General features: G+C 38.2%; 28 protein-coding genes. 2 read left to right on the forward strand and 26 right to left on the reverse strand.

The annotated features are described in order from the left end of the window. Positions 1 to 450 (reverse strand): Panacea domain-containing protein, encoded by a 450-nt coding sequence (locus HPC67_RS13460; RefSeq protein WP_217588716.1) that lies wholly within the window; start codon positions 448 to 450, stop codon positions 1 to 3. Positions 451 to 722: 272 nt separating this feature from the next. On the opposite strand from HPC67_RS13460, the gene HPC67_RS13465 reads away from it, so the two are divergent. Together HPC67_RS13465 and HPC67_RS13470 are read left to right on the forward strand one after the other, a co-directional pair. Beyond that, positions 723 to 920: a hypothetical protein gene (locus HPC67_RS13465; RefSeq protein WP_217588717.1), complete on the forward strand. Its 198-nt coding sequence runs from the start codon at positions 723 to 725 to the stop codon at positions 918 to 920. Between the two features lie 386 nt (positions 921 to 1,306). Further along, positions 1,307 to 1,549 carry a helix-turn-helix domain-containing protein gene (locus HPC67_RS13470; protein WP_217588718.1) on the forward strand — a complete coding sequence of 81 codons (243 nt, stop codon included), beginning with the start codon at positions 1,307 to 1,309 and terminating at the stop codon, positions 1,547 to 1,549. A 92-nt stretch (positions 1,550 to 1,641) separates the two neighbouring features. On the opposite strand, the gene HPC67_RS15900 is transcribed toward HPC67_RS13470, so the two are convergent. The 25 genes from HPC67_RS15900 to HPC67_RS13595 all read right to left on the reverse strand — a co-directional run bounded on the left by HPC67_RS15900 (position 1,642) and on the right by HPC67_RS13595 (position 22,960). Continuing rightward, complete coding sequence (locus HPC67_RS15900) at positions 1,642 to 2,493, reverse strand: LysM peptidoglycan-binding domain-containing protein (protein ID WP_217588719.1); 852 nt, start codon at positions 2,491 to 2,493, stop codon at positions 1,642 to 1,644. Continuing rightward, positions 2,493 to 2,729, reverse strand: coding sequence for a phage holin (locus HPC67_RS13480; protein WP_217588720.1), 237 nt, complete (start codon positions 2,727 to 2,729; stop codon positions 2,493 to 2,495). Before HPC67_RS13480 ends, HPC67_RS15900 begins: the two co-directional genes overlap by 1 nt. A gap of 36 nt (positions 2,730 to 2,765) precedes the next feature. After that, positions 2,766 to 3,068, reverse strand: coding sequence for a hypothetical protein (locus HPC67_RS13485; protein ID WP_217588721.1), 303 nt, complete (start codon positions 3,066 to 3,068; stop codon positions 2,766 to 2,768). 78 nt (positions 3,069 to 3,146) lie between these two features. Then, the gene (locus HPC67_RS13490) at positions 3,147 to 3,761 is read right to left on the reverse strand and encodes a hypothetical protein (RefSeq protein WP_217588722.1); all 615 of its coding nucleotides are present in this window, start codon (positions 3,759 to 3,761) and stop codon (positions 3,147 to 3,149) included. 55 nt (positions 3,762 to 3,816) lie between these two features. Further along, on the reverse strand, positions 3,817 to 4,035 hold the full coding sequence (locus HPC67_RS13495; RefSeq protein ID WP_217588724.1) for a hypothetical protein: 219 nt from the start codon (positions 4,033 to 4,035) through the stop codon (positions 3,817 to 3,819). Further along, the gene (locus HPC67_RS13500) at positions 4,025 to 4,456 is read right to left on the reverse strand and encodes a hypothetical protein (protein WP_246570107.1); all 432 of its coding nucleotides are present in this window, start codon (positions 4,454 to 4,456) and stop codon (positions 4,025 to 4,027) included. Before HPC67_RS13500 ends, HPC67_RS13495 begins: the two co-directional genes overlap by 11 nt. Continuing rightward, positions 4,453 to 8,253, reverse strand: coding sequence for a phage tail family protein (locus tag HPC67_RS13505; protein WP_217588726.1), 3,801 nt, complete (start codon positions 8,251 to 8,253; stop codon positions 4,453 to 4,455). The genes HPC67_RS13500 and HPC67_RS13505 overlap by 4 nt, the downstream gene beginning before the upstream one ends. A 35-nt stretch (positions 8,254 to 8,288) precedes the next feature. Next, complete coding sequence (locus tag HPC67_RS13510) at positions 8,289 to 9,722, reverse strand: distal tail protein Dit (protein ID WP_217588728.1); 1,434 nt, start codon at positions 9,720 to 9,722, stop codon at positions 8,289 to 8,291. Continuing rightward, positions 9,715 to 11,475 carry a coiled-coil domain-containing protein gene (locus HPC67_RS13515; RefSeq protein WP_217588729.1) on the reverse strand — a complete coding sequence of 587 codons (1,761 nt, stop codon included), beginning with the start codon at positions 11,473 to 11,475 and terminating at the stop codon, positions 9,715 to 9,717. Before HPC67_RS13515 ends, HPC67_RS13510 begins: the two co-directional genes overlap by 8 nt. Before the next feature lie 10 nt (positions 11,476 to 11,485). Then, positions 11,486 to 13,153, reverse strand: coding sequence for a phage tail tape measure protein (locus HPC67_RS13520; RefSeq protein ID WP_217588731.1), 1,668 nt, complete (start codon positions 13,151 to 13,153; stop codon positions 11,486 to 11,488). A 15-nt stretch (positions 13,154 to 13,168) separates the two neighbouring features. Beyond that, complete coding sequence (gene gpGT, locus HPC67_RS13525) at positions 13,169 to 13,315, reverse strand: phage tail assembly chaperone GT (protein ID WP_217588733.1); 147 nt, start codon at positions 13,313 to 13,315, stop codon at positions 13,169 to 13,171. A 38-nt stretch (positions 13,316 to 13,353) separates the two neighbouring features. Continuing rightward, on the reverse strand, positions 13,354 to 13,716 hold the full coding sequence (gene gpG, locus HPC67_RS13530; protein WP_217588738.1) for a phage tail assembly chaperone G: 363 nt from the start codon (positions 13,714 to 13,716) through the stop codon (positions 13,354 to 13,356). A gap of 33 nt (positions 13,717 to 13,749) precedes the next feature. Beyond that, complete coding sequence (locus HPC67_RS15800; RefSeq protein ID WP_246570109.1) at positions 13,750 to 14,763, reverse strand: hypothetical protein; 1,014 nt, start codon at positions 14,761 to 14,763, stop codon at positions 13,750 to 13,752. A 3-nt stretch (positions 14,764 to 14,766) separates the two neighbouring features. Beyond that, positions 14,767 to 15,402, reverse strand: coding sequence for a major tail protein (locus HPC67_RS13540; RefSeq protein ID WP_217588739.1), 636 nt, complete (start codon positions 15,400 to 15,402; stop codon positions 14,767 to 14,769). A gap of 5 nt (positions 15,403 to 15,407) precedes the next feature. Next, a complete protein-coding gene (locus tag HPC67_RS13545) occupies positions 15,408 to 15,776 on the reverse strand; it encodes a hypothetical protein (RefSeq protein ID WP_217588740.1) in 369 nt (122 codons plus the stop codon). Beyond that, positions 15,776 to 16,183 carry a hypothetical protein gene (locus HPC67_RS13550; RefSeq protein ID WP_217588741.1) on the reverse strand — a complete coding sequence of 136 codons (408 nt, stop codon included), beginning with the start codon at positions 16,181 to 16,183 and terminating at the stop codon, positions 15,776 to 15,778. Before HPC67_RS13550 ends, HPC67_RS13545 begins: the two co-directional genes overlap by 1 nt. After that, positions 16,180 to 16,548: a head-tail adaptor protein gene (locus HPC67_RS13555; protein ID WP_217588742.1), complete on the reverse strand. Its 369-nt coding sequence runs from the start codon at positions 16,546 to 16,548 to the stop codon at positions 16,180 to 16,182. Before HPC67_RS13555 ends, HPC67_RS13550 begins: the two co-directional genes overlap by 4 nt. Next, positions 16,535 to 16,795, reverse strand: coding sequence for a phage gp6-like head-tail connector protein (locus tag HPC67_RS13560; RefSeq protein WP_217588827.1), 261 nt, complete (start codon positions 16,793 to 16,795; stop codon positions 16,535 to 16,537). The genes HPC67_RS13555 and HPC67_RS13560 overlap by 14 nt, the downstream gene beginning before the upstream one ends. 55 nt (positions 16,796 to 16,850) lie before the next feature. Continuing rightward, the gene (locus HPC67_RS13565) at positions 16,851 to 18,020 is read right to left on the reverse strand and encodes a phage major capsid protein (RefSeq protein ID WP_217588743.1); all 1,170 of its coding nucleotides are present in this window, start codon (positions 18,018 to 18,020) and stop codon (positions 16,851 to 16,853) included. A gap of 12 nt (positions 18,021 to 18,032) precedes the next feature. Then, positions 18,033 to 18,752, reverse strand: a complete 720-nt coding sequence (locus tag HPC67_RS13570) for a head maturation protease, ClpP-related (RefSeq protein ID WP_246570117.1) — start codon at positions 18,750 to 18,752, stop codon at positions 18,033 to 18,035. 11 nt (positions 18,753 to 18,763) lie between these two features. Continuing rightward, complete coding sequence (locus tag HPC67_RS13575) at positions 18,764 to 19,891, reverse strand: phage portal protein (RefSeq protein ID WP_246570110.1); 1,128 nt, start codon at positions 19,889 to 19,891, stop codon at positions 18,764 to 18,766. 14 nt (positions 19,892 to 19,905) lie between these two features. Continuing rightward, positions 19,906 to 21,552, reverse strand: a complete 1,647-nt coding sequence (locus HPC67_RS13580; protein WP_217588745.1) for a terminase TerL endonuclease subunit — start codon at positions 21,550 to 21,552, stop codon at positions 19,906 to 19,908. Beyond that, complete coding sequence (locus HPC67_RS13585) at positions 21,553 to 21,879, reverse strand: P27 family phage terminase small subunit (RefSeq protein WP_217588746.1); 327 nt, start codon at positions 21,877 to 21,879, stop codon at positions 21,553 to 21,555. Between the two features lie 104 nt (positions 21,880 to 21,983). Next, complete coding sequence (locus HPC67_RS13590; RefSeq protein ID WP_217588753.1) at positions 21,984 to 22,310, reverse strand: HNH endonuclease; 327 nt, start codon at positions 22,308 to 22,310, stop codon at positions 21,984 to 21,986. 227 nt (positions 22,311 to 22,537) lie between these two features. Next, positions 22,538 to 22,960 carry a hypothetical protein gene (locus HPC67_RS13595; RefSeq protein WP_217588755.1) on the reverse strand — a complete coding sequence of 141 codons (423 nt, stop codon included), beginning with the start codon at positions 22,958 to 22,960 and terminating at the stop codon, positions 22,538 to 22,540. Positions 22,961 to 22,982: the final 22 nt, after the last annotated feature.

Genomic DNA, 22,982 nt, shown 5'->3' on the forward strand with positions numbered 1-22,982 from the left:
TTACCCACCCAAATATATTGATCTATAATAATTCCTCATATCTTCGGTTGAAATAACTACGTTGGAGTTCTCATTTGGTTCTAATCCTGCACGAGCGTTTATCCAAGGTGCTTCACTATGGGTTAGTGCTTCCAATGAATTACCGTCTTGATCACCATATGTTTCCCAAACAGATTCTAAGATAGACAACGACTCTTCACAAAAATTGACAGTTGCCTCTTCTGTTTTCGGTATAGGATTCCATCCATATGTTTTATATTTTTGGTATAAACTGGGTGCGACAGGACCGTGAACCCATGCCTGAAAGCTTTCATCTTCAATTAATGGTCTTTGAAGCAAAGCTTGATGCCACGCCTCTGCATAATAAGCAAGTTTTTGAAGTTTTTTTGGAGTCATGCTATTTTTACTTAGAAAATAATTAGCTACATCCAATACGCTAATTCGATTCATTCTTCTCCCTCCACACAAAAGAATAAATTTACTATTCATATTCAATATCCACCTTTTTATCATAGTCATTACCTTCATTTAATGAACTTATGCTACTTAGGGTGAAATATTGAATAAAATTAATGTCCTTATGCAATATTTTCCTGTTAATTCTATGATAACACCATTTCGGACATATTGAAACAAAATAACACAATTTGAAATGGTTTATAACAGAAATGCTCCCTTGCCGTAACTTTTTTCGAATGTGTTTATAGGGAGGGGGATTTTTTTTGGAAAAAATAATGCCAGGACATTTAGTTGGGTTTGGTTCAGTTAGGGAAATGTATGATTTAGAGAATTATTATGACGATGGCTTTACGGATGCAGGAGTGACAGAATTACACTTTAAAGACATATTGACTGATGCAGAGTGTGAAAAGTTGTGTGCGGAATTGTCTGGAGAAGTTTTAACTTGGAATAAGGTGTGAAAGGGTCGAATATAGGCCCTTATTATGCTTCAAATCAAGGGAATTACTTCCAAAAACCTGTTGACTCACACCTTATAAGGTGTTATAATATAATTAACAAGTCAAAGGGAGGTGTATAAATGGAAAGTCTTACAAAAATAATAGAAGCGATAGCCGCCATAATCACAGCCATCGCTTCACTAATAACAGCCCTTGTCGCCTACAAGGTATCTAAAAAAGATAAAAAATAGGCAACAACGCAGTAAGGAGTTGCCGCTCCTTACTGCTAATATAACAGTTTAGAAAGGAGAATACAATATGACGTTCTGGATAGCTTTAGCATCTTTTATTATATCGTTGTCAGTTTTGATTATTGTTTTACAACAAAAAAGGAAGGATCATAACAAATGAATATTAATGACTATATGACTCCTAATGAAGCCTCTTTTCGGTGGGGTATAAGCCATGAAGCTTTAAAAGAAAAATTAAAGCCTAGTAGAAACAAGGAACAGATTGAAGATCTTAAAAATAAGGGATTGATCAAGTCTTTTAAAAAACCAGATGCAGTACGTAATGAATGGATAATTTCAAAAGAGGTTATGGAACTTTGGTATGGAGAAGAGCCTATTGTTGACAAAATTGAGGAATAATAACAGATTAATGGTGAATAATAAAACAGGGATTAGCTTGTACAAGCCAACCCCCTACTTCCAGTACCCCTCAATTTGGAGAGGGGTATATTTTATATTACTCTGACATACTTGTTACTAGCAGTAACATAATACGTATCGCCTTTACTGTTTTTAACCTTGTACTGGTAGCCAGAACCAACTTTCACCTTAGATACGATTGTTGGAAATCCATACCCTCTTTTCAAGTGTCCAGCTACATGGCTATCGGACCATGACGCTTTTGAATAAAAGCGCAGAGTACCGTTATGCTTGGATTCCACGCGTTTTCCAACGTAAGATGGTTTAGAATTCGACTTGTCACTCACCACCAATTCATCACCCGGATGGATAAGATCTGTCTTGAGCCCATTAAGCTTTTTAAGCGTATCAACAGAAATATTGTGCGCTTGTGCAATGCCCCACAAGGTGTCACCAGGCTTAACCGTGTAAGTACCTTCGATAGGTTTAATATCAGACTTAATACGATCACGCACTTCATTCATATCAATGCCAGGGCATGCTGTGTTTGAGTTAGGCATTTCTTTATGACCTTTGACTTCATCGACATCAATATTTAACCTGGCCATATTGTATGCAACACGCTCGTCCCACGCTTTTTCTTGTGCTTCTGTAAATGAGCCATTTCCAACTACGCAAATGTGGTAACAAGGGGTGTTGTAGTTTTTTATTCCGTTTGTAATTTCGTTCGGATCATAGCAAAGTTGGACTGTTCCATCACGTAAAATAATCTCGTGATAACCGCCTGTACCCCATCCATTAGTACCATTCCAATGCCGCCAAAATGTATCAAAATCGCCAGTATCTGTCGCCGAATGGTGTCTCACGATGTGTTTGATCTGCGACAGACTACGAGTGTCATTTGTGCGCTGTGTGCGTTTTCTAATGTCTTGGATTTTAGCCATTACTTATCCCTCCGTGGTTTTTTATAGTTTAAAGCTTGCTTGCTATCACTTAGACCAGCTGTCGTCGGATCTGCAACAACACCGCCAGCTATTAATACCAATAACCCTGCATCAACATATGTTTGATAATGTCCTGCATCCATCAAACCTAGATCAGACACGATTAACCCCAATAATGCTGCCAATGCTACCCAAAACTTCTTGCTACGTAAACGTACTTTCCAGTTAATTTTCATATATAACCCTCCTTGGTTTTTCCAATAAAAAAAGCCCTATTTATCAGGACTGTCTATACTATCTATTCTCTTGTGAGCTTGCTTGCTAGATTCTTCAACCCTGGTAACACGTTCCGACAAGTGAGCAATGTTCTTTTCATTCGCCTTCAGGTCAATTCTTATATCATCAACCCCCTTTCTGATATAGCCAAGTTCTGCTCGTACTTCTGTAGCATCCTGACTGTCTGATTTAATTTCTTTATGTTTGTGCATCTGATGTCGTTGCTGATTAAGTTGGTAGCCGAGTATACCTACAAACAATGATAGTGCAGCTACCAGTACACCTATTTCAATTGACATGATCCACCTCCTGATCCTGATGATCTTTTTCATTAAAAAATACGCTCATTAATTGAGCGTACCTCTTAATATAGTTGTCTATAAATGTTTGATTTCGCCTAATTTCTTATGAATTCTCTTAACTTGTTCATCATCCTCTTGCTTTAGTCGCTCACACATTTCATTAAAGTCCGGTACTTCCGACACAAACAAATGCTTTAGATGAGCGGCCGTTTTTTCTAAAGACACAAGTACTACCTTTACAAACTCATAATGATCTGCTTCAATATATAAATTGATAGCCTGTATATACAAACTGAAAGCAAGGTTATATTGTCCGTTTTTAAAACAATTTTTAGCTTCTAATTCTTTAAGTTCCCCTTCAAGGACTATAAATGAATTTTGCATTTCATTAAATTTGTTTTTTAATTCATTAATATTCGCACGTAATTCTCCTATATCGTTCTGTTGCAGACTTATTAATTCAGTTCTTAATTCGCCTTTGATCTTTGCTAAATCCTCTGACTTTAGATCTGTTATTAATTCTTGTTTTATCTTTTCTATTTCCTCTTTCCTTAGCTTACGCATTGTAAAGAAATTTGCAGTTAAAAAAATCACCAGTATTGTAATAATACTCCCTACCGCCCATTGCAACATTGCCTTATAGTGCTCATTTTGTTCTACTATGATTCGAATTAAATCATTTACTTCCAATTCGTCCCCTCCTCACCAACACACTTCGACAAGGAAGGACAAAAACCCTTCATATTTATACAGAAGTTTCCATTACCTTAGCTGAAACTTCCTGCCGCACAATCCCCTCTAGCGCGGTAAGCGATTCATTACCGCTGTATTCCGCAGCTGTCAACGGTACATAACCATTGATGTTAATCATTCGTTGATCATCGTGAGCAGAGAAATGAATCTGAACACTATCTGGTGCACCTTCAGCATACCTAACATTAACGCTTGTGATATTAATTTTCATCTTTATCATCCTCCTGATCTACATTAAATTGATCACACAGATAGTCGTAAATCTCGCTATCCTTCCCCTCATATTCAACGTCTTCAAACTTCTTCAACGCCTGACGTATGGTCTTAATCATTTCACGGTTATCCCCTCCTTCAATGGCCATTTTTTCAGCGTACAACTCTTTCAGATCATCAGAAAAAGCGACCATGTCCTTGACGTCATATTGACCGTCATTAATGATCGCTTCACCATGTTCATCTTTATTTGAATGTTCCTTGAGCAGTTCCTTTCGATCTTCCTCAACAAGCTGCAGTCGTTCTTGAAGCAAGCCAATAAATCGTCTACGCATTCGTGAATGTTTCCTTGCTAGTTTCAGCTCGTACAAGAAATTAATAATTTCTGCTATTTTTCCGTTACTGATCTCAACCTTCATGCTATCATCCCCTCTAATTGCTTAACCTTTTGCTTTAAATACTGGTTTTCCATTTTGAGAATATTAATGTCGTCTTCAGCTGCAGCTACTTTAATGTCCAATTCCTGTATCGCTTTCCATGACCAACTATTCATTTGATACTGCATAACGCTGTCATTATTTATAACCCCACTCGGAGCATTATAACCTTCTCCAATTACAAGACCTTGTCGTGGTCTTACAATACCATCAGCTACTTCAGATATAAGACGATAGTCATAAATTGTTGCACTGTTAATTAAATCAAGTGCAGATTCACCCCATGGCTTTATATCTTGCTTGTATTCAGCAAGTGAGCCGCTATTAAAGTCGGATGCTCTTAATGGTACAAGCGTCCCAGACATGTATTTTGTTGCACTGACATCTCCATCAGCTTGAACGTACATTCTTCCACCATTTGTTGTAGTTGTTATTATTCTACCCGTAGCTGAACCATTAGTTGATACAAAGGCTTTTGCGTTCATAGAGCCAGATGCAGTATAATCACCATTTGATAAATTGAACGTATGTCTTAAATTTGCTCCATCATACATTCGCACATATCCATAATGGTCTACGCGTAAATATTGGTTGCCTGACTTAATACGAGCCAGTCCACTAGCCATATCTATTTGTGCGCCAGATGAAAACTCTAATACATCTGTTCCAATTAATAAATTATCTGATGTTACAATTTGGTTAGCCAGTATTCTATTAGTTGAAATAAACGTTGGTGAAATTTGTGTTCTTTCCCCATATTCTTCAACAGTAATTACATTATCAGAAATTCGTGTTTGACTAGAAGTCCCTGAAACGGATAGCTCATTAAACCCTAGCTTTGTTACAAAACTTCCTGCATCTTTCACAGTTTGAATCGTACTGCCACTAATTTCGAGCGTGCCCAAACTGCTAACAGTTTTGAAAGTTGATCCTTCTATCAATGCACCCCTGATCGTCCCTTCAAAAGTAGCATTCGTTCCAAACACATGGCCATCAAAGTTAATCTTTGCTGCACTAATATCAATCGTTGTAGCGCTCTGATTAATCATTGACGTGATTATATTACCATTGTAATCAGTCTGGGATACCTTTTGAGTTATTTCACCATTTAGAGCACTTATGTTTTGTTCTGCAGTCGTGACGCGGAGACCAATGTCATCAACAATAGACACTTCGGCTTTGGTGTTGATTTCTCCGGCCATTGTTGTGATCTGACCTTCTGCGATTGCAAGTCTACCATCAATCACATTTAAATCAGTTTTGGTTGCTTTTAAACTAATCTCGTCCGACAGTGTTGTAATAGATGCTTTATTTTCAGTAATTTGTGATTGCGTGCTTAGTAAAGCATCGGTACCCCCTCTTACCTTTTCATGCTTAATTTCTACTGTATAAACGTTTGTATGATTATACAATCTAATTGAAGGCTTCCCTTCACTGTTTATGAAGAACTCTGGATGATTAGAAGTTGATCCATACTCTTTTATTTTTGTTACTCTCCATAAATCACCACCCCCGGTATGAAATACAGCTATTGCAGTTGTATTTGTACCCGTTGCAAGGACTTTTGCTGTAACTCGATAAGTAAAGTTTGTATCAAATTCTGTCCCATCACTATGAATTAAAATCTTAGGTGTAGATGTATTTACATTATAGTTAGCTACCCAGATTCCTATATCACTTAAAGTGGCTTGTGTTTCTGAAACACTAATCTGCACCTGATCTGCCTGAACCTCGACGTTACCAATGCGAGTGGATAATGTGTTATTAATCGTGTCAACTTTACTGTCATCAGCTTTTAAGCCTATTGCTGTTTCGTTCTGTCCTATGCGTGTACTTTGTGTATCCAACTGCGTGACAATGCCATCCATGTCGGTTGTGTACTCTGTGACATCCACCTTGTTTAATAGACGGTTGTCTACCTCCATGATCGTGTACGTATCAGCTTTTTCTGCTTTACTTACAAGCTGACCATCAACGTACTCAATCCCTGCCTTATCACTTAATTCACCAGCTATTTGAAACATCTTATTATCGTAAACAGTCTGAGCAACCGCATATGCTTTCGCGTCAAATAGAGCCTGTCCTGCGGCGTTATCTGCGTGAGTCTTAGCATTCGTCTCAGCTGTGGTTGCAACGCTGTCTGCATGAAGCTTTGCTTTATTTTCAGCATCATCTGCTTTGGCTTGAGCTCCAGTAGGTGTTTCTGCTCCAATCTCTGCCGCTTCAGTAGGGCTCAACTTAATCCAGGAGAGACCATCATGGCGTTTTATGACATTAGGTGTCTTAGTCGTATCTACCCATAATACAGAAATGTCAGCTGGTGCTGTAGGTGATTCAATGCGTTTCTTTTCTGCATAATTCACTGTGTGCAACCTTGCCGCGTTTTCTGCAGCATTTGCTTTTGCTAATGCATCGGCTTTTGCTTCTTCCAGCTTTGCTTTAGCGTCAGCAATAGCACGCGCTTCTTCTTCCGATACTTTTCCATCTGCATATGCTTTTGCTTGTACCTCTGCCAAATTGGCTTCTGCTACCGCGACCGCTTCAGCTGCAGCTTGTGCTTCATTTGCTCGTATTTGGGCAAACGTCTTACCTTCTTCAAAAGTTGTATAGTCTTTGTCATCTATCGTTAACTTGTCATAAGTGTATTCTCTCAGCTTTTTAGCGTCTATTTTGTTCTTAATTTGCTTTTTAAGTTGTTCCCAAATTGCATTGACTTGATCTTCACTGTACTCTATGAAGTCACCAAACTTAACAGCTTTTTTAGCATTATTTTTAATAGAACGATTCTGTTCAAAAACTCTGGCCTCCAGGTACAACGCTGGGTTAAATGACGTATCTTTTATTTTAATGGTGTCGCCAAAACGTATTATTTTGTTCTGCATTCCAGGTACATTTTCAAGATCAACGATAGATGCTTCATATGTTACTTGGGTGTTGATTCTCTTATTTAATGCTGTACGTGTATACTGACGCGCTTCAGATTCAGTCATGTCCATTTGTATTGACTGGATCTCATAAGGCTCAATTAAATGATTTAAATTGCCGTTATCATCTAACCAGCCCCACCTCTGAAGAGCATCTTCATCTGTAACTAAAACTTCTAACCTGGTACCATCTTCACGCTCTGGCCCTAAACCCAAAAGAGCAGTGACAATATCTTGTTTCTCAATACGTCTAATGCCATCAAGGTCTTTTCCAAACTCAACTTCACGACCTCGCCACTGTCCCACTCGTACAAGAAGATCAACGTAACGGCCATTGATTTGATTACCATCATGTTCAACACGAAACCTTAGCTCAAGTCCAAACTCTTTTGCTATTCTTTTTAAATAGGCATAGGGGTTAGTGTGGTTTTCAATGTTGATTGTAATGTTTCCCTTGCCTTCTACAATTCCTATCTTCCAACTGGTACCATTCAATGCGCGACCGCCATGTTGACTAGCTGATCCAGTGAATTCGCTTGGATATACAACCGCTGCTTTTTTTAATTCAAGATATGAAGCATGTGTATGGACTTGTGCTTTATAACCCTCTCTATCCTTGTACTTATGTGCTTCAAAAATAACAAACTCTACAAGGCTACCATCTTCATCTGGAATGATTATTCTATTGCGTTTTTCAAGATATGGACTGAATCGCTTATCTGCAAACGTTGTAAACACATAAGTCTCAAGTGTATCTTCTAACGACTTTTTATGATCGTCATCGATGATGTTTTTAGCAGTGATATAGTCTAATATGGTATTTTCTTGTCCGTCTATAATGTGTATTTGTGACATGAGTTACCTCCTTTCCTGTAGAGATATCTCCCAATTTATAAATACCTATTTCTATACTTAACTTCCGTATTAAAACTAGCAGAAGGTAAAACAGCTAAAGTATTTTCGCCTTTTTTGAGTTTAAAAAAAGAACCTCCGAAATTCTTTAAATCGTTTCGCGGTTCTCCATTTACAAGTATGTCATCATTTTTATGATCAAAGCTGACCTTGTCTCCAACATCTAAAATATATGGTGTTTGATCAACGGTTGCTTGGGACAGTTCATAAGCTGATACGCTGAAAAATTTAGACGAATAGGGTTCTGGTCCATTTTTTCCAATATGGATTTGAACGTATTTTAATCTTCCTGAATAATCTCCAGCATTATCCGTGTATGTTTTTCTTAAGTTCAAGACATGCCTGGTATCAGTTGCAATACGCGTGATATAAAACTCTATTTTATTGCCAACACGCTTAATACGTAACATGCCGAAAAAGTAATCCCAGTTATATTGATAGTTGGCTGAACTGATTAGATAATTTTGACCAACACCAACAAATGGTCCAACACGTCCTTCACCATTCTTCTTGTTTACAGCCGTCATATTATCAACGACAGCCATTTTACCAATCACATTCATAAATTCATTATACAAATACAATTCAATTCGTGTAGCCTGGTTCGGGTTTGGTGTGCGCATTTGCAGATGTGCTTTCACTTCAAAGTCTTGAACTGGTGTGACTTCTTTAATGAGTGCTGGTCCATGCCAACTAGGACCTGTGCCATAATCGGGGACTGTAATGCCGGCGCCGTCAGTTCCGAATGATCCTGTTATCGTTCCACCATCTACCTTTGTGCCTGCTGTGGTCCACGTATTAATCGTTGAGCCATCTTCTTCAAATAATAGCGACCGTGTATCAACAGTCTGTTCATTAACAGTTGCAGGCTTTCCAATCAAATTGTATTCATCACCGTTACTGATCATTGCAAAAGTAGTTTTTTTCTTTGCTGTCAACTCAAAGACCGGATCCGCTTCAGCTGTACCAGCGTTTGTAAGTGTAATTGCATCAGATGTGAAATTGCGTGTGAGTTCTGGACCATAACTGTATGGATCTAATAATAGGAACTGAATTGTTCCTTGTCGTAGGTCAGCAAAGCGTTCCAAATCACTAATGCTATTTTGAATTAAGGCATAATAAATGCGTCCTGGTTCATCATCAAATTCTAAGGACGCTGGTTTATCTGTGATCAGCCATTCCGCTAATTCATCTTTGATTTGCAAAGCATGTTCGTCATCGCGTACTTTAAATGCTATTGGTTGACCAAATGCAATAGGTTCTATTTGTGATGATTGTAGATATGCGCCAGCCATGCCAGGGATCGTCAACATGTTACGTTTTACCGGCACAAATAAAGGCTTATCTCTACCAAGCGTCATATGCAGCCATGACTTACGTATTCCGTTAAATGTAAAAGACGGATTAGGCAAATTGATCCCTCACTCTCTTTTTGCGTTGCTGTATCTCGCTTATTATAGGCTCTAAATCTCCACCCAACGATCTGCCGTCTATATATGTGTTGTTATCCTTAGCAAGGATTAATCTCAAGAGTTCATTTTGCTCTAGGGTAGCCTCAAGTAATTCTTTAGAGCGATCATTATTGTTCCTATTTGAAGATTGCGTAGGAATTTCAACCATAGTCTCGTTGTTTTTAGCATTTATGGCTAGTAGTGTCATAAATTCATTGTTTTTAAATCGTCTATGATCCACTAAGTTTTTCCAGTCCTTTGTACCTCTAGCGTACTTTGGAGCTGACTTTAACATACGTACCGTCTCACGATGTGGGATAACATGAGAGCCCTTTGGTAAGTCAGGTATCAAAGTATCGGTTGATGGTGAGAGAAACGTGACTCCCCTTGGTGTCTGTATTAACTCTCTTCCCCCACCATCACCAACTATAGCTGGACCACCTGGATGGCCACTTTGTGGTGTACCTTTTGCATATAGTGGAGCAACCGCTGGACCAGATGCATGGAGATTTACACGTTTACCAATCGACCTCCCAACCATACTTTCAAATTTATCTAAAGTCGGTCTAGCTTCCAAATATATTTCTTTTCCATAAACTGTTTTTCCGGCTAACTCGTTAATGCTATTTACTTTTTCTTTAGCATCTTCAAGTCGCTGTAATTGTGTATTTAAATCATCGTTTTGCTCACGATATGCTTCACTATTTTTTTGTTGGCCAGCAAACTTATCATCAAGCTTTTTCTTTAAATCTTCCACTCTTTTAATTTCTTCATTAATAGCCTGGATACCGCGACCTTTTTCTGCGGTTATATTCACCTCTGCCAAGAACTGATCGGCTAACTTTTGAGCAATTAACTCTGTCTGCTCTAATTGCTCTTTCTTTCCGTTTATAAGTTCGCGTTGCTCGTCAACTGTTTTAATTTGATGTGCAAGCGACTCACGCAAAGTGCCTTCTCCCTCTTCAAGCATAGAAATAATTACTCGTGTTAATTCAAGTTCTTCATTAGCCTTGTTTAATGCGTCACCTTGTAAACCGTCATTAATAATTGCGCTGTTAAGACGTTCTTCTTCTAGCTTTAACTGTTCTATTTTTGAGTCAATAGTCTGGTTAGCTAGATCACGAACAACCTCGCGCATCTTTTCTTCGTTTGTTACCAGCCTGTTAAGTTCTACTTGCTCATCTTTTATTTGTTTGCGTAATAGCTGCTCGTTACTTAATGAATTCTGCAGCTTTTCTTCCAGTTCACGAATGGCCAAACCTCTGAGTTCATCATTATAATCTCGTAATTTATTAGTTGTATCAGCTACACGATTGCCCTGTTCAGTTATTTCTTTTGTGGACTCGGGTATAGTCTGTGTGACTTCGTTATTTAAATCAACCATTTGTTGCAACTCATCGTTAGAAAGACCTGACTTTTCCTGTAATATGTTCATTTCATCTTTTATCAACGCTATAGCATCAGCATTTGATTCATTTTCAAGACGGGTTTGCAAATCTAGGTATTTAACGAATTCATCATTTGTTAGTTTCGATTTATTCCTTAAACCATCAAGGCTATCAATCAATTCAATATTTGACTCATGCTGTTTAATCATCTTTTCTGCAACATCCGTAGAGACATCTTTTAACGAATTTGACTCACGATATGCATCATATAATTTATAAGTTAGAACACCGGCAGCCCCTGCAGCAATTCCTATCGGACCAGCCATTGTGACCAACCTACCAGCAAGCCCCGTGCCACCAGATAGATAAACCAATCTTCTTTGACAATGACCCCATTCCCGTTATGAGGTCACCAGTACCACTAGTAAGTTTCCCTAATATAGTTAGGGTTGGTCCTGCCGCGGCAGTTAGTCCAGCAAATCTTATAATGTTCTTTTTTCCTTGTTCATCTAAATTCGAAAACCATTCAGTTACATCTTCTATACCATCTTTTACATCAGGTAGTATTTCTTTAGTGAAATCTAGCACCGTTTCACCAAGTGGAAGAACTGCCTCTTTTGCTTCACGCCACGTAGATTTCCATTGCTTCGATATCGATCGCTCGGTATTCTTGGTCATATCGTCCATGGTGCCATCGACATCTTCTATTCCTTCGCCGATTTCACCCATTGAATACATAGCTTCAGCCTCAAGATCTTCGAATTTTGTACCAAATAGTTCAACACCTATCTGGTTCGCTGCGACTTGATCATCCATGTCTTCTAGCTCTTTTAAAACAACATTCGATACGTCTTTAACGGTTTTATCGCCTTTCAAAAATTCCTTCCATACCTTACGCGTGTCTTTAGACAACTCTCCCATAGCATCACTAGTTGATTTTGAACCATCTTTAACACGAATTTGGAATTCTTTCATTACGTCATTAATATAATCTAGATTATAAACACCAGCTTCAGTGCCTTTTTGTAATAGCTCAAAGTATTCTTCTGCAGAAAAACCCATATTCGCAAACAGACTAGAGTATTCACTAAGGTTGTCAAACATCTCATTAGAAAAATTAAGCCCGTTTTGTGCTCCTTTAGCCATCAAATCAAAAGCTTCATCCGCTTCAATACCAAAACCCTTTATGATGTTGTTCCCTGCTCTTGTGACCTCATTTACGTCTGATTCAAATGTTTCTGCTAGAAGGAAAGCTTTTTCTGTGATGCGCTCTAAGTCTTCATTGTTCAAGTCTCTAATGTTCTGCTTAACTTGTAATACAGCCTGGTCAATTTGATCGGCACTTTCACCAAAACCATTGTTATAAATATTACGTGATATATCTGTTAATTCCTTAGCTTCTTCTGCAGTTAGACCTAAAGAATTTTGCATTTTTACCGCAGAGTCTTCATAACTAGAAGCAACCAGACCCATCGCTGTTCCCATTCCAATTACAGCTGGTGTAACGGTCGCGGACATGGCGTTTCCAACACCTGTTACTTTGCTACCAAAAGCTTTCATTTTGTTACCAGCGTCATCTAATTTGTTACCCATCTTTGTCCAGTTGGAATTAGCAATCCGTTGCTCTTTCTTTAATTTTTCCAGATCATCTTTTACGCCATTGATATAGCGTTCTAGGTTGTTAAGCGCGGCGGATTGATTGTTATACTCTCGTGCAGCTTTTTCTGCTTCTTCTGAGCCCTCGCCATGTTCTTTTACCATCTTCTCGTAGCTTTTTAAGGCTTTTTCTGTTACTGCTTTTTGTACTTCTAACTTCTTATTTAAACCAGTCAGCCTTGTTTCATATTTACCGATAGATTTATCACTACGATCGAAAGCAGACATGTTGGCCTTCATTTCACTGTTAACGAGCTTTAGCTTTGAGTTCAAGTTTTTTAGACCTGAATCTACTTTCATCGTTTCCAAGTCAAGGCCTATGGACAAGCCTTCAATACGTTCTGACACATTTTTGCCTCCCTTCTATCCGCCAAATGCAGCAATAAGAGACTTTTCCTGTTTTGGCTTGTTTTTATCTCGCATAATCTGTCCAATAAAATGTATAGGCATATCTAGTATTTCGTTGATATCTTTGCCATTTCGCATGAGGTCAGCGATGAGTTTATCCATATATTCAGCTTGCTTTGCGAAAGAAAAGTCCTCATCGTCTAACCTTTCTTCGCTAAAAAGTTTTTTGTATCATCTGATTGCTGTCCTTGAGCAACAAATATAACTTGATCATATAGAACTTGCTTTCCATCTGGAGCATGAAGACGTTCAAAAATATCGTCTTTCGTAATTTTCCCTGCAAAAATTTCATTTGCTACAAAGTCTGCGAGTTTATCAAATTTATCTGATTCGGACATCTCCCCATCCGTTTCTAAATCGTCAAAAAGCTGTACAGCATCTCTGCATACTCGAAACGGGATAAAAGCAGGTGTCCAATGCTTTTCTAACTCCACTTCACCGCCATTATTTACTTCTTCGATGTTTTTTACGAGCTCTAGCATATTACGCTTTAAATTTGCCATTCTTATCCCTCCCAATAATAAAAATAGCAGGACTTATTCCTGCTCTTCAATTTCTTTAATTAGTGGTTTTCCTTGCTTGTTTTTATCTGACAACAACTCATTAATTCTTTTCTTTGTTACTTTTTTTCCCGAGCGCGGGAAAGTATCTCCAGGATTATATGGTTTATTATCATCCTGCAGATCTTCAAAATAATGTAACACCTCGTATTTCAAAGAATACACCTCCCTAATTGCTTTCAAATATTCATATGACGTTTTACCCTCATCAACATTTATAACGTCAAAAAATGGCTCGTGTGTGACGTATTTGCCTTTAAAAAACAGATTCTGATTATCGTCTACCACACCAGCGTTATGGAGTATTTTCGTTTCTTGGTATCGACTTCTAGGATCCGTTGGCCAACAAAAGTCTAGTTCGTGTGGAGTTTCAACTTTTATATCATATTGATAAACATTCCAAAGTTGGGCCCACATTTCTGCAGTCCATTTCTGAATATCCTTATCCTTTAAGAAACGATACAGTTTTATCGAATCCTCATACACCTTCTGCCAGTATTGTAAAGAAGGGTTTTTAATAACCCATTGAGCGCCACCTGTTGGTTTAGCTTTACGGATTAGTTCTGGATCAATGTCAATAGCATTGCACATCGGCTCTAACAATTCACCTACATAATCTATTCCTAAATACCCTTCACAATCAGAAGCATACCAAGTTGATTCAGTTGGTTTAACATTCAATACTTCTCGCAGAATTACATCGCTATCCATATAACAATAGATCCCGTTCTCTCTGTCAGGATCTTCTTTCAAGTATTGTGTCCACAGGTAAGGTTTAACCGATGGAATATAACTCTTGTCAGTTCTCCTGTCATCATAAACATGTACATCAACATCATACTTTTCTATAAAAAAACTCGGCACAGAATCATCATGTCGTGTAAACAACAAGACGATATCCTGAATGCCGAGTTTCTTTAATCTTGTCAAGCAAACTTCCAATTCCCATTCAAACCGCTTAATGGCTGGTTGGCATAGGATATATTTCATTTATTATGCGCCTGCGCCGGATGTTGTTGTGGTTGTCGTTGGGGTAGATGGATACGGACGACCGAACACAGCTTGAAAAATAGCATCCCTTGCAGTTGTTGAACCTTTGGCGTCACGACCGAATATAACCGTTTTTTCCTCATCAAATCCAGCAACCTTACGATCCATAAATTCCGCTGAGGTTTCTTCGTTTGAAAATTCTACACCACCACCTTCTTTTGTCTTAGCTTCTTGATTCGGACGCATAAACATGCCTTTAGGTAAACCAACATATTCTTTTGAACCGTCCTCAAACGTTTTAGCAAACACTACTCCTACATATGGTGGGGAATCATTTGAACCATAAGCGTACAAACCTGTTTCTGTCTTTTCCAAACCAAACAGTCGTTGCTTGTCTTGTTCAGGAATACGGTGAAATGCTGCAGTCACTGATACGTCACCAGAAGAAACAGCGATTTCTGCCGTTTTGTTACTGCCATAAGCACGTGTTGAATCCTGAGGCATTTCGATATTAATTGTTTGTGCAAAATCAACAAGTTCTGGATCGTTTAACGTGATGCCAGCTCCTGTTTCGTCGAGTTCTGAGTAATAAAACTCATCAACGCCTGTTGCTGATTTATAATATTTTTGTTCTGACAAAATAATCACTCCTTATAAAATATATGTGTGTAACGCCTTGCGTCACGAAAAACTCCTTTATCATAATCAGATGGACCAATCGCCGACTGTGTGACATTTTTATTGCGTAATGTGTCTCTGATCGCATTCGCTAGATTGCGCGTAAGTTTGCGGTCTGTTGACCACACATCAATTTGAGTTATTTGCTCGTAAGCAATTTCTTTGTTACTGCCATATTCAATTGCTATAGGTGGACTAATTTCATCAATTACGATGTATGGCCCAGTAACATCACCAGTTGCCGGATATTCAAAGAATTTAATTCTACCCATTGCCTGTTCGCGTATGAAATCATCAGCAACTAAAGCATTATAAATGTCATCTAAAACATCCATTACAGACCACCTTTTAATGCTTTTCTAACTGCATCACGATACGCCTTTTCACTATTTTTCATAGCACGAGCAATTACGCCTTTTCTTGGTGGATTAGGGTTATTAATTCCTCCCCACTCATTCAAGTGAATAATTCGATAGCGCTCATGTGGACCAACCCAATGAACTTTCATAGTTCTAACGCCTCTAGTATCCCAAAATGGTCCAGTAACCGTTATCTCGTCAACGGTATGTCCTTCTGCATAACCTTTATCTCCTGCAGCTTCAAAACCAATTTTTAACACTTTAACAAACTCATTCGCTGCATCTATTAAAGCTATATCACTTATCCGCTGCATTGCCTGTTTTCCTAGTTTGGTTTCCAGTTCCGATAATAGTTTGTTTAAACCTGTTATCTTTACACTCATGTAACCAGCCCTGCAACAACTTTGATAAAATCTTTATTCTGCATATCTGGTTGAACGTGCTTAACGTTGTAACGATTGTCACGATAATACGGATCGTCAATAGATATATAGTGTTTGTTGGTTGGTCTATAATCAGGTTGCGGATCCCGAATAGTAATTGTCAGATCGGAGGCAGTACCATTTTGTTTGGCCAATTCTAGATCCTTCATCCATACTTCATCCACTTTAGCCCACGCATTAAATAATATTTTTTGCTCACCTTCACCAGGTAATGGACCTTCGTTTGGCGCGTATTGATAAAAGTTAATTGGTGTCCTTAACTCTCCGGAATGGACGCGCGGTGGTTTATACTCAAATTGTCTCATTAGCCATCCGCTCCATTTCAATGTCTAATCCCAATCCTGTAATATCGCTTAAGAAGTTATTCTCAAAGAATTCGAGAGCATCATTGTATACATACCGCGTACGCTCAAAGACCAACTCTTTGGCGCGATTGTCAATATCTGTGGTTCCGTTAATGTCAAAAGGTCCGCAATCCCCTTTTAAAGCTGAAACAGAAAAGGACAACAACCTTTTTAAGTTGTCATCCTCACCGCTGTGCGTGATTCGCATCCTACTTTTAAATTCATCTAAAATTGCTGGTGTGATAGTCAATCACATCGACTCCTTACGCTCCGGCACCGCTAGTTGTTGTGGTTGTTGTAGTAGGACTTAGGTTTAAATCATAAACTTGCGATGCATATTTATCCTTTGGCTTACCAGTAGCGTGTTGCTTTTGAATGAACAATGTAGCATCTTCAAGTGCCATTGTTTGATCGAACTTTTTAATAGGTTCACTTCCACCAAGCGCAGCAATATATTCCCCTTTAACAAAGAAAAGCAATTTCCCTTGTGGTACAAAGACGGATTCAGATGTAATTGGATTAAACGGTAAATTAGTTACATAAGCACCAGATGCATTTTGAACAGTAGCATTTGCTTTGATATCAAACGTGTCAAATGGGTTGGAAACCATAACTACTTTTCCTTCAATTTTCTTTGGTTCATCAGCATCTGTTTTCCCATCGCCTTTTAATTTCTTAGCAAGAAGCTTCATAACATCTTTTAACTCATTAATTGTTGTGCGACCTGGTTCAAATGTTAATGGGCCAACTGATTTTTTATCAGGATATACTCCATCAACTACACTACCGTTTGGATCCTTTAACAGACCAATAGGTTCATTCTTACCAGTACCTGCAACGAATCCACGCTCGAGACCGACCGCCATCGCTTCTTTAATAATTGTACGAACATAGCGCTCCACCCAAGCAGGACCTAATTTTAACATGTCATTCGCTAATGGGATAAACGCTGTTAATTTCAAATGAGAAATACTTTCTTTACGGAATGCTGCGTTTAGTTGACCTTTAATTCCATCAAACAATGGTCCCCATACAGCTGCTCCAGATGGATCAGAGAAAATAAACTCTGTAACTGCACCCAAATTTTCTAGTCCAAGATGCTCTAAAAGTGGATGTTCCTTCTTTATTTCCTCAAAAATACGCTCTTGAGTTGTCTTTGGTAGAGTTTCGGTTTCCTTGAAACCACCTTCTTCTACAACAGCGTTAAAGAATTTATACTCATGACTGGTTAACACGTTTTGACCACGTGACTGCAAAACTGCATTGTCCGCCATTTGTGTATTTACCTGATTCAAGATATCCCCTTGCACGTCATTTGCAAGTGCTTCAAGCATATCATTGAGAGCTTTTGACTGTTCCTCCTCTGTACCTTCTTGTGTCGCCTTCGCAAAGGCAAGCTTCTTCTCTTCAAAGTTATTAAATGTAATCGGCATGTTCATTCCCCTTTATTTTAAATTCAAAAAGAGCTTACTCATATTCTGCTTCGGTTCAGCAGGAGTAGGCTCTTTTGGTTTTGGATTATTTAATTGTGCTGCATATTTAGCAACTATATCATCCTTAGCATTTTCTATTTCCTCTTGCTCTTCATCTTCTTGTGTATCATCAATTTCAATTTCTTCAGCCACTTCATCTGCAAATCCTAACGAAACAGCTTCATCTGCTGTTAACCATGTTTCATCTTTTAACAATTGCTTAAGTTCTTCATCTGTACCAACAAAGCGACCTTTATATGAAGCTGATAAAGCTGCATCAATTTTCCGTAAATCGCGGGCAGTCTTCTCAAACACATCTGCATTTCCATACTCAATTGTGCTTGCTTGATGAATCATCATCATAGTATTGCTCGGCATGATAATCCTGTCACCAGCCATGGCTATTACCGATGCAGCACTAGCAGCCCAACCATCTATGTGGACTATGATTTCTGCTTTATGCTGTTTCAACATATTACAGATTGCTACACCGTCAAAAGCAGAACCTCCTCCAGAGTTTATATGAACATGGATTTTTTTTGCATCTACTCCTGCTAGTTCTTCTCTTATTGAATTAGCGCTATTTCTGCTAAAAACAAAACCACCAATGCCACCATATATCGTTAATTTGTATTCGTTATCGCCTTTTGCTTCAAAACGAATGTCACGCTTTAAATTCAATAATTTCTTCATATCTGGCTTATTCACTCATTCTCACCCCCTTCAACTGATTCAGAATAATTCTTGGTGATCACGTATTTATCGTGCAACGGATCATTCGATCTTTCCAATCCTAACGCCTCCCTTAATTCGTGACCGTTTGCCACACCAGAAGACCTTAACTTGTCCACTGCGGTAGCCACATCAAACATATTGCTATATGTTACCCTGCGAATATCCACACGATCACCTTTGAGATAATCACTTTTTTCAATGAACTTACCCGCACACTCTGTTTTTACTTTATTTAGTATTGGATCTATACAAAATGTCATGTAGTTTCGAGTGTGTTTTTCAACGTCAGCCATATCACCGTGTATTAATGCGGGCGGTATACCTAACGCTTTTGCAATATGATCAAGAAAGCCATTTGTTAATTTATTAATTTCCTCAACACTTGCCCCGGTTACATTACTAGAATGCTCTTTGTAAACAAAACCTTTTTGCTGCGGAACAATCGAAAATGCTCTCTCTTTAATAGACTTGTACATACGGTCAATAAAGGTTTGTAATTTCTTTTGCGTTTCTGGATCCTTTGGATTTACGTTTTCCATGTCCACGGTGGAGCGTATCTGGTTTTTAAGCTTTTGAAACTCAATCATTCGTCCAAATAATTCCCCGTAATCACTAAAAAGCCCGTCAATCAATCTTGACAGGTTTTCATTGTTGTACTGCAGATATAGAACATCAGAAGTTTTAAATGTGCGATTGTAGGTATAATTTTTAATTGTCACCGCTTTAAATGTATCCTCTACAAGACCGTATTCTGTTTTCGAAAAGTCATCGGCAATTAAGAGATCATCAGAATCAGATTTAATGATTAAACATTCATTGTCATATATTAGCTTGAAAATGACTGTTTCCCAAAACTGCGCAGATGACTGATTCTGATTCGGTTTAACGTTCATTCGATAATAAAATTCATCGTACTGAACTAAACCTTTTTTCTTGATACGGAATTCAGATTGACTGATGGTCCTGGCAATCATATTTACACAAGTCTCTATGGCCAGCTTCTTTAATTGAATCCGCTCTGATGTACTCTCAATCAAATCAAAGTCATGCATAATTTCCATTTCGCTGTTTCTCTTAAATAGGTCTAGGAAACCCAAGTTTTAATCACCTCCTAAAAGTTTATAACATCTAGCACAAATTCCTCATCATCTTCTAGTGTGTTATCAGCCTGCCACAAAGCATGTATGAACGCCTGAAAACCATCTGTCTTTCTTCTGACTTCATCTTTTTTCAAGTATTCTTTATTCCCGTCTTTTTTGATTTTGACGTAAACATTATTGGTGAACCACCGCATTAATGGGTTGTCTCCAAATATGACATTATGTTGTGCAAATAGAGTTTCAACACGCGGCGCTAGTAATGAGTGAATAGCTTTGGGATTACGTATATAGATCAACTCAAAGCCTTCTGCTTCAAGAGCAGCCTTTACGAGATCCAACCTAAATGTATCTGCCACTATCCTATTTACGCCATATGATTCGCGCATTTCCACGAACCAGTTGACGATGTGTTTAATATCAATAACCGGACCGTCCAAAATGGTGAGCAGCCCTTGTTCTTCCCAATCTTCAATGGGCGGCTCAAGTTTCACATTTTTTAAAAATCCTCGTCTCACGAATGAATGTGTTTTCCACACATAATCATCCCCAACCTTAAATAGCAATCCGACTGCAGCAAAATCCCTTATGCTGGCGAAATCCAACCCCCCAACTGCAACACGGTGTTTCAAATCCGGAAATGGCCTATTGGTTTTAAGAATTTCCTCCCAACTTGCGACCGATGTAGTTAAATCTGTTCCAGGGAAGTTCATACGTTTGGTCATAAATTTAATTCGTGCTGAAGGCTTGGAACTTCCAAGTGTAATATATTGTCGTTTAACTACCCGGAATAACTCTTTGGCATAATCGCTCATTGGTTCATGAAACATAGGATTTGCTTTTTGCCAGTTTGAGTAATCATCCATTTCTTTTTCATCATCCAATGTGGCCATGAAAACAAATAGATGATCTTCAGGTGCTTCACCATTTAACACTTTCATAGCGCGGTCTTTCAAATCGTCTAAATAACCGCCGCGCACAAAACCATCTGTTGTGATGAAAAACTCTCGTGAGTGCCGGACTTTACCAAGACCAGAACTGAATACGTCAACAATAGTCGAGTCAGCATATTCATGTACCTCGTCATAAATAACGCAACCATCACGCAAGCTGTCTTTTGTTTTAGCGTTGGATGTATGGTATTTTATTTTACCTTTTCCGGTCTTGCTGATGATTTCTGTTTTTGTGTGTTTAAAAAGAGATTGCAACACACTTTCTTTGCCAGCCATATCAATGGTATTGTATATTTCTTCAGGACTTGTTTTTGCCTGTTCTTCACTGTTGGCTACTACAGAAACATTATAATTATCTATGCCATGCAGATCACTGATAAAGAAGTTAGCAAGCGTTGATATTAAACCGTTCTTTCCAGCCCCCCTGGCTTCATAAAAAAAGAATTGATCAAAAAAAGGATGGTCGCCGTCTTTATAATATAAAAATACAAAAGCTGTTTTGAATTTCTGGAACGGGGCCAATTTAAAATAATGCTTCTCGGTAAACTTGATATACCGTTCATGCGTTACTTCGTCAAAGTAAATATCATCGCGATTGAGTACATGTTTTTTTAGATATGAAAACAAAAGGACCACATACTTACTGACTTTGATCTTGCCAGTTTCGTATTGATCCATATAGTACTTAACGTGCTTATTCAGTTTCATTTATATCAGATCATTCGCTGTGTATTTTGGCTTGCCTTCTTCATCAACGATCTCAATTGATCGTTCAATATTAATGATCGCTGAATTTACTTTGTTCATTTCGCCAAGTAAGGGATGGGATTTAATATACTCCTGGCTGCCATTTATTACAGTCGTGGAAACACCTTCTTTTTTGACTGTTCGCTCCATGCGTCTATACATCTCAATATGCTTTAAGTACCTGCCGACTTTTTCAACCTCAACCGGGTTGGTTGTGTCTATCTTCGACATCAAGAATTGCTTTATTTTATCTATGCCCACGTCTGTTCTGAAAGTTGCTACCAACATAACCCACCCCCCTTACGCGAATTTTGATTCATATAGTTGGAAAGTCGAGCCCCCTGCCCGGTCCCCTGGGCTTGGAAAAACACCAAATTATTTAGGTGGGGGGTCTACCATCTTTCATCATCCCATTTTGGTTTCTTGCGTTTGAATATACGTCCCTCTTTTACGTTATGGTGATATACGCACAATGTCTCTAGGTTGTCCAAAACCAAAGCAAGTCTTGGATAGTTTTCGATTGGATACTTATGGTCCACGTTGAGAACGATCTCTTTACGCTTGCCTGGCTGCTTAACTGAATCAACAGTAACCCCTCCTTCCTTCTTGCACCACTGACACTCATAGTTATCTCTTTCCAACGCATCTTCTCTCAACTGGATCCATGCTTTAGATCGATAGAACTTTTTCTTTTGTGCTTCTGTTTTGTATTCGGCCAAAAGGATCCACCACCAAATAAAAAGACACCTACATTTAAGTAAGTGTCTACTAATTTCTATTTAATCTTTAATCCCTACTTGGATTTTCTTTAATGTAAAAGCTATCTTATCAACAGCTATAAATAACGCACCTACAGCTACATTAAATAATAACGCAGCACCTGCTGAAGTCACAGTACTAAATAACTCCGCTATATCAAGACACCCATAAATCAGGTCTTTATTCTTCAACTTGTAAATATTATACCAATCAAAATAATAACAAATAATGTCGAAAGAAATGCCGCAATAAGTAACGCTAACCAAATATCCATTAATAGTACCACTAAATTAGTCATATCTGATATCAGAAACATGTTAAAAAGACTTAGAAATGCAAGTAAAAACACATACACTATCGATGTCATTAGCCAAGCTATTATTTTTTTATTAGTCCCTAGTTGGACTAATTTTTTATAAAACCGGCTAATAGACGATGTCTGAAGTATAGACACTCCAGCAATAAAAAAACCAAGAGAGGACGAACTTATTGCGATTGAGGCTGTTAAAATATCTTCTAAATTGGTTATTTTTTCATAATCTATATCCGAAAAATATAAAATTATAAAAGGTACAAAAAAGAGGGCAATTTTATATAATAATTTTCTCACAAAATGTCACCGCCTCTTTATA

This window comes from Lentibacillus saliphilus, from assembly GCF_019093865.1.
GTDB lineage: Bacteria > Bacillota > Bacilli > Bacillales > Amphibacillaceae > Lentibacillus_B > Lentibacillus_B saliphilus.

Excerpts from the sequence above, each read along its gene's own strand:
- HPC67_RS13460 (WP_217588716.1), bottom strand. The coding sequence starts at position 450 with ATGAATCGAATTAGCGTATTGGATGTAGCTAATTATTTTCTAAGTAAA.
- HPC67_RS13470 (WP_217588718.1), top strand. The coding sequence starts at position 1,307 with ATGAATATTAATGACTATATGACTCCTAATGAAGCCTCTTTTCGGTGG.
- HPC67_RS15900 (WP_217588719.1), bottom strand. The coding sequence starts at position 2,493 with ATGGCTAAAATCCAAGACATTAGAAAACGCACACAGCGCACAAATGAC.
- HPC67_RS13480 (WP_217588720.1), bottom strand. The coding sequence starts at position 2,729 with ATGAAAATTAACTGGAAAGTACGTTTACGTAGCAAGAAGTTTTGGGTA.
- HPC67_RS13485 (WP_217588721.1), bottom strand. The coding sequence starts at position 3,068 with ATGTCAATTGAAATAGGTGTACTGGTAGCTGCACTATCATTGTTTGTA.
- HPC67_RS13495 (WP_217588724.1), bottom strand. The coding sequence starts at position 4,035 with ATGAAAATTAATATCACAAGCGTTAATGTTAGGTATGCTGAAGGTGCA.
- HPC67_RS13500 (WP_246570107.1), bottom strand. The coding sequence starts at position 4,456 with ATGAAGGTTGAGATCAGTAACGGAAAAATAGCAGAAATTATTAATTTC.
- HPC67_RS13505 (WP_217588726.1), bottom strand. The coding sequence starts at position 8,253 with ATGTCACAAATACACATTATAGACGGACAAGAAAATACCATATTAGAC.
- HPC67_RS13515 (WP_217588729.1), bottom strand. The coding sequence starts at position 11,475 with ATGGCTGGTCCGATAGGAATTGCTGCAGGGGCTGCCGGTGTTCTAACT.
- gpGT (WP_217588733.1), bottom strand. The coding sequence starts at position 13,315 with ATGGATAAACTCATCGCTGACCTCATGCGAAATGGCAAAGATATCAAC.
- gpG (WP_217588738.1), bottom strand. The coding sequence starts at position 13,716 with ATGGCAAATTTAAAGCGTAATATGCTAGAGCTCGTAAAAAACATCGAA.
- HPC67_RS15800 (WP_246570109.1), bottom strand. The coding sequence starts at position 14,763 with ATGAAATATATCCTATGCCAACCAGCCATTAAGCGGTTTGAATGGGAA.
- HPC67_RS13545 (WP_217588740.1), bottom strand. The coding sequence starts at position 15,776 with ATGGATGTTTTAGATGACATTTATAATGCTTTAGTTGCTGATGATTTC.
- HPC67_RS13550 (WP_217588741.1), bottom strand. The coding sequence starts at position 16,183 with ATGAGTGTAAAGATAACAGGTTTAAACAAACTATTATCGGAACTGGAA.
- HPC67_RS13555 (WP_217588742.1), bottom strand. The coding sequence starts at position 16,548 with ATGAGACAATTTGAGTATAAACCACCGCGCGTCCATTCCGGAGAGTTA.
- HPC67_RS13560 (WP_217588827.1), bottom strand. The coding sequence starts at position 16,795 with ATGCGAATCACGCACAGCGGTGAGGATGACAACTTAAAAAGGTTGTTG.
- HPC67_RS13565 (WP_217588743.1), bottom strand. The coding sequence starts at position 18,020 with ATGCCGATTACATTTAATAACTTTGAAGAGAAGAAGCTTGCCTTTGCG.
- HPC67_RS13570 (WP_246570117.1), bottom strand. The coding sequence starts at position 18,752 with ATGAAGAAATTATTGAATTTAAAGCGTGACATTCGTTTTGAAGCAAAA.
- HPC67_RS13580 (WP_217588745.1), bottom strand. The coding sequence starts at position 21,552 with ATGAAACTGAATAAGCACGTTAAGTACTATATGGATCAATACGAAACT.
- HPC67_RS13585 (WP_217588746.1), bottom strand. The coding sequence starts at position 21,879 with ATGTTGGTAGCAACTTTCAGAACAGACGTGGGCATAGATAAAATAAAG.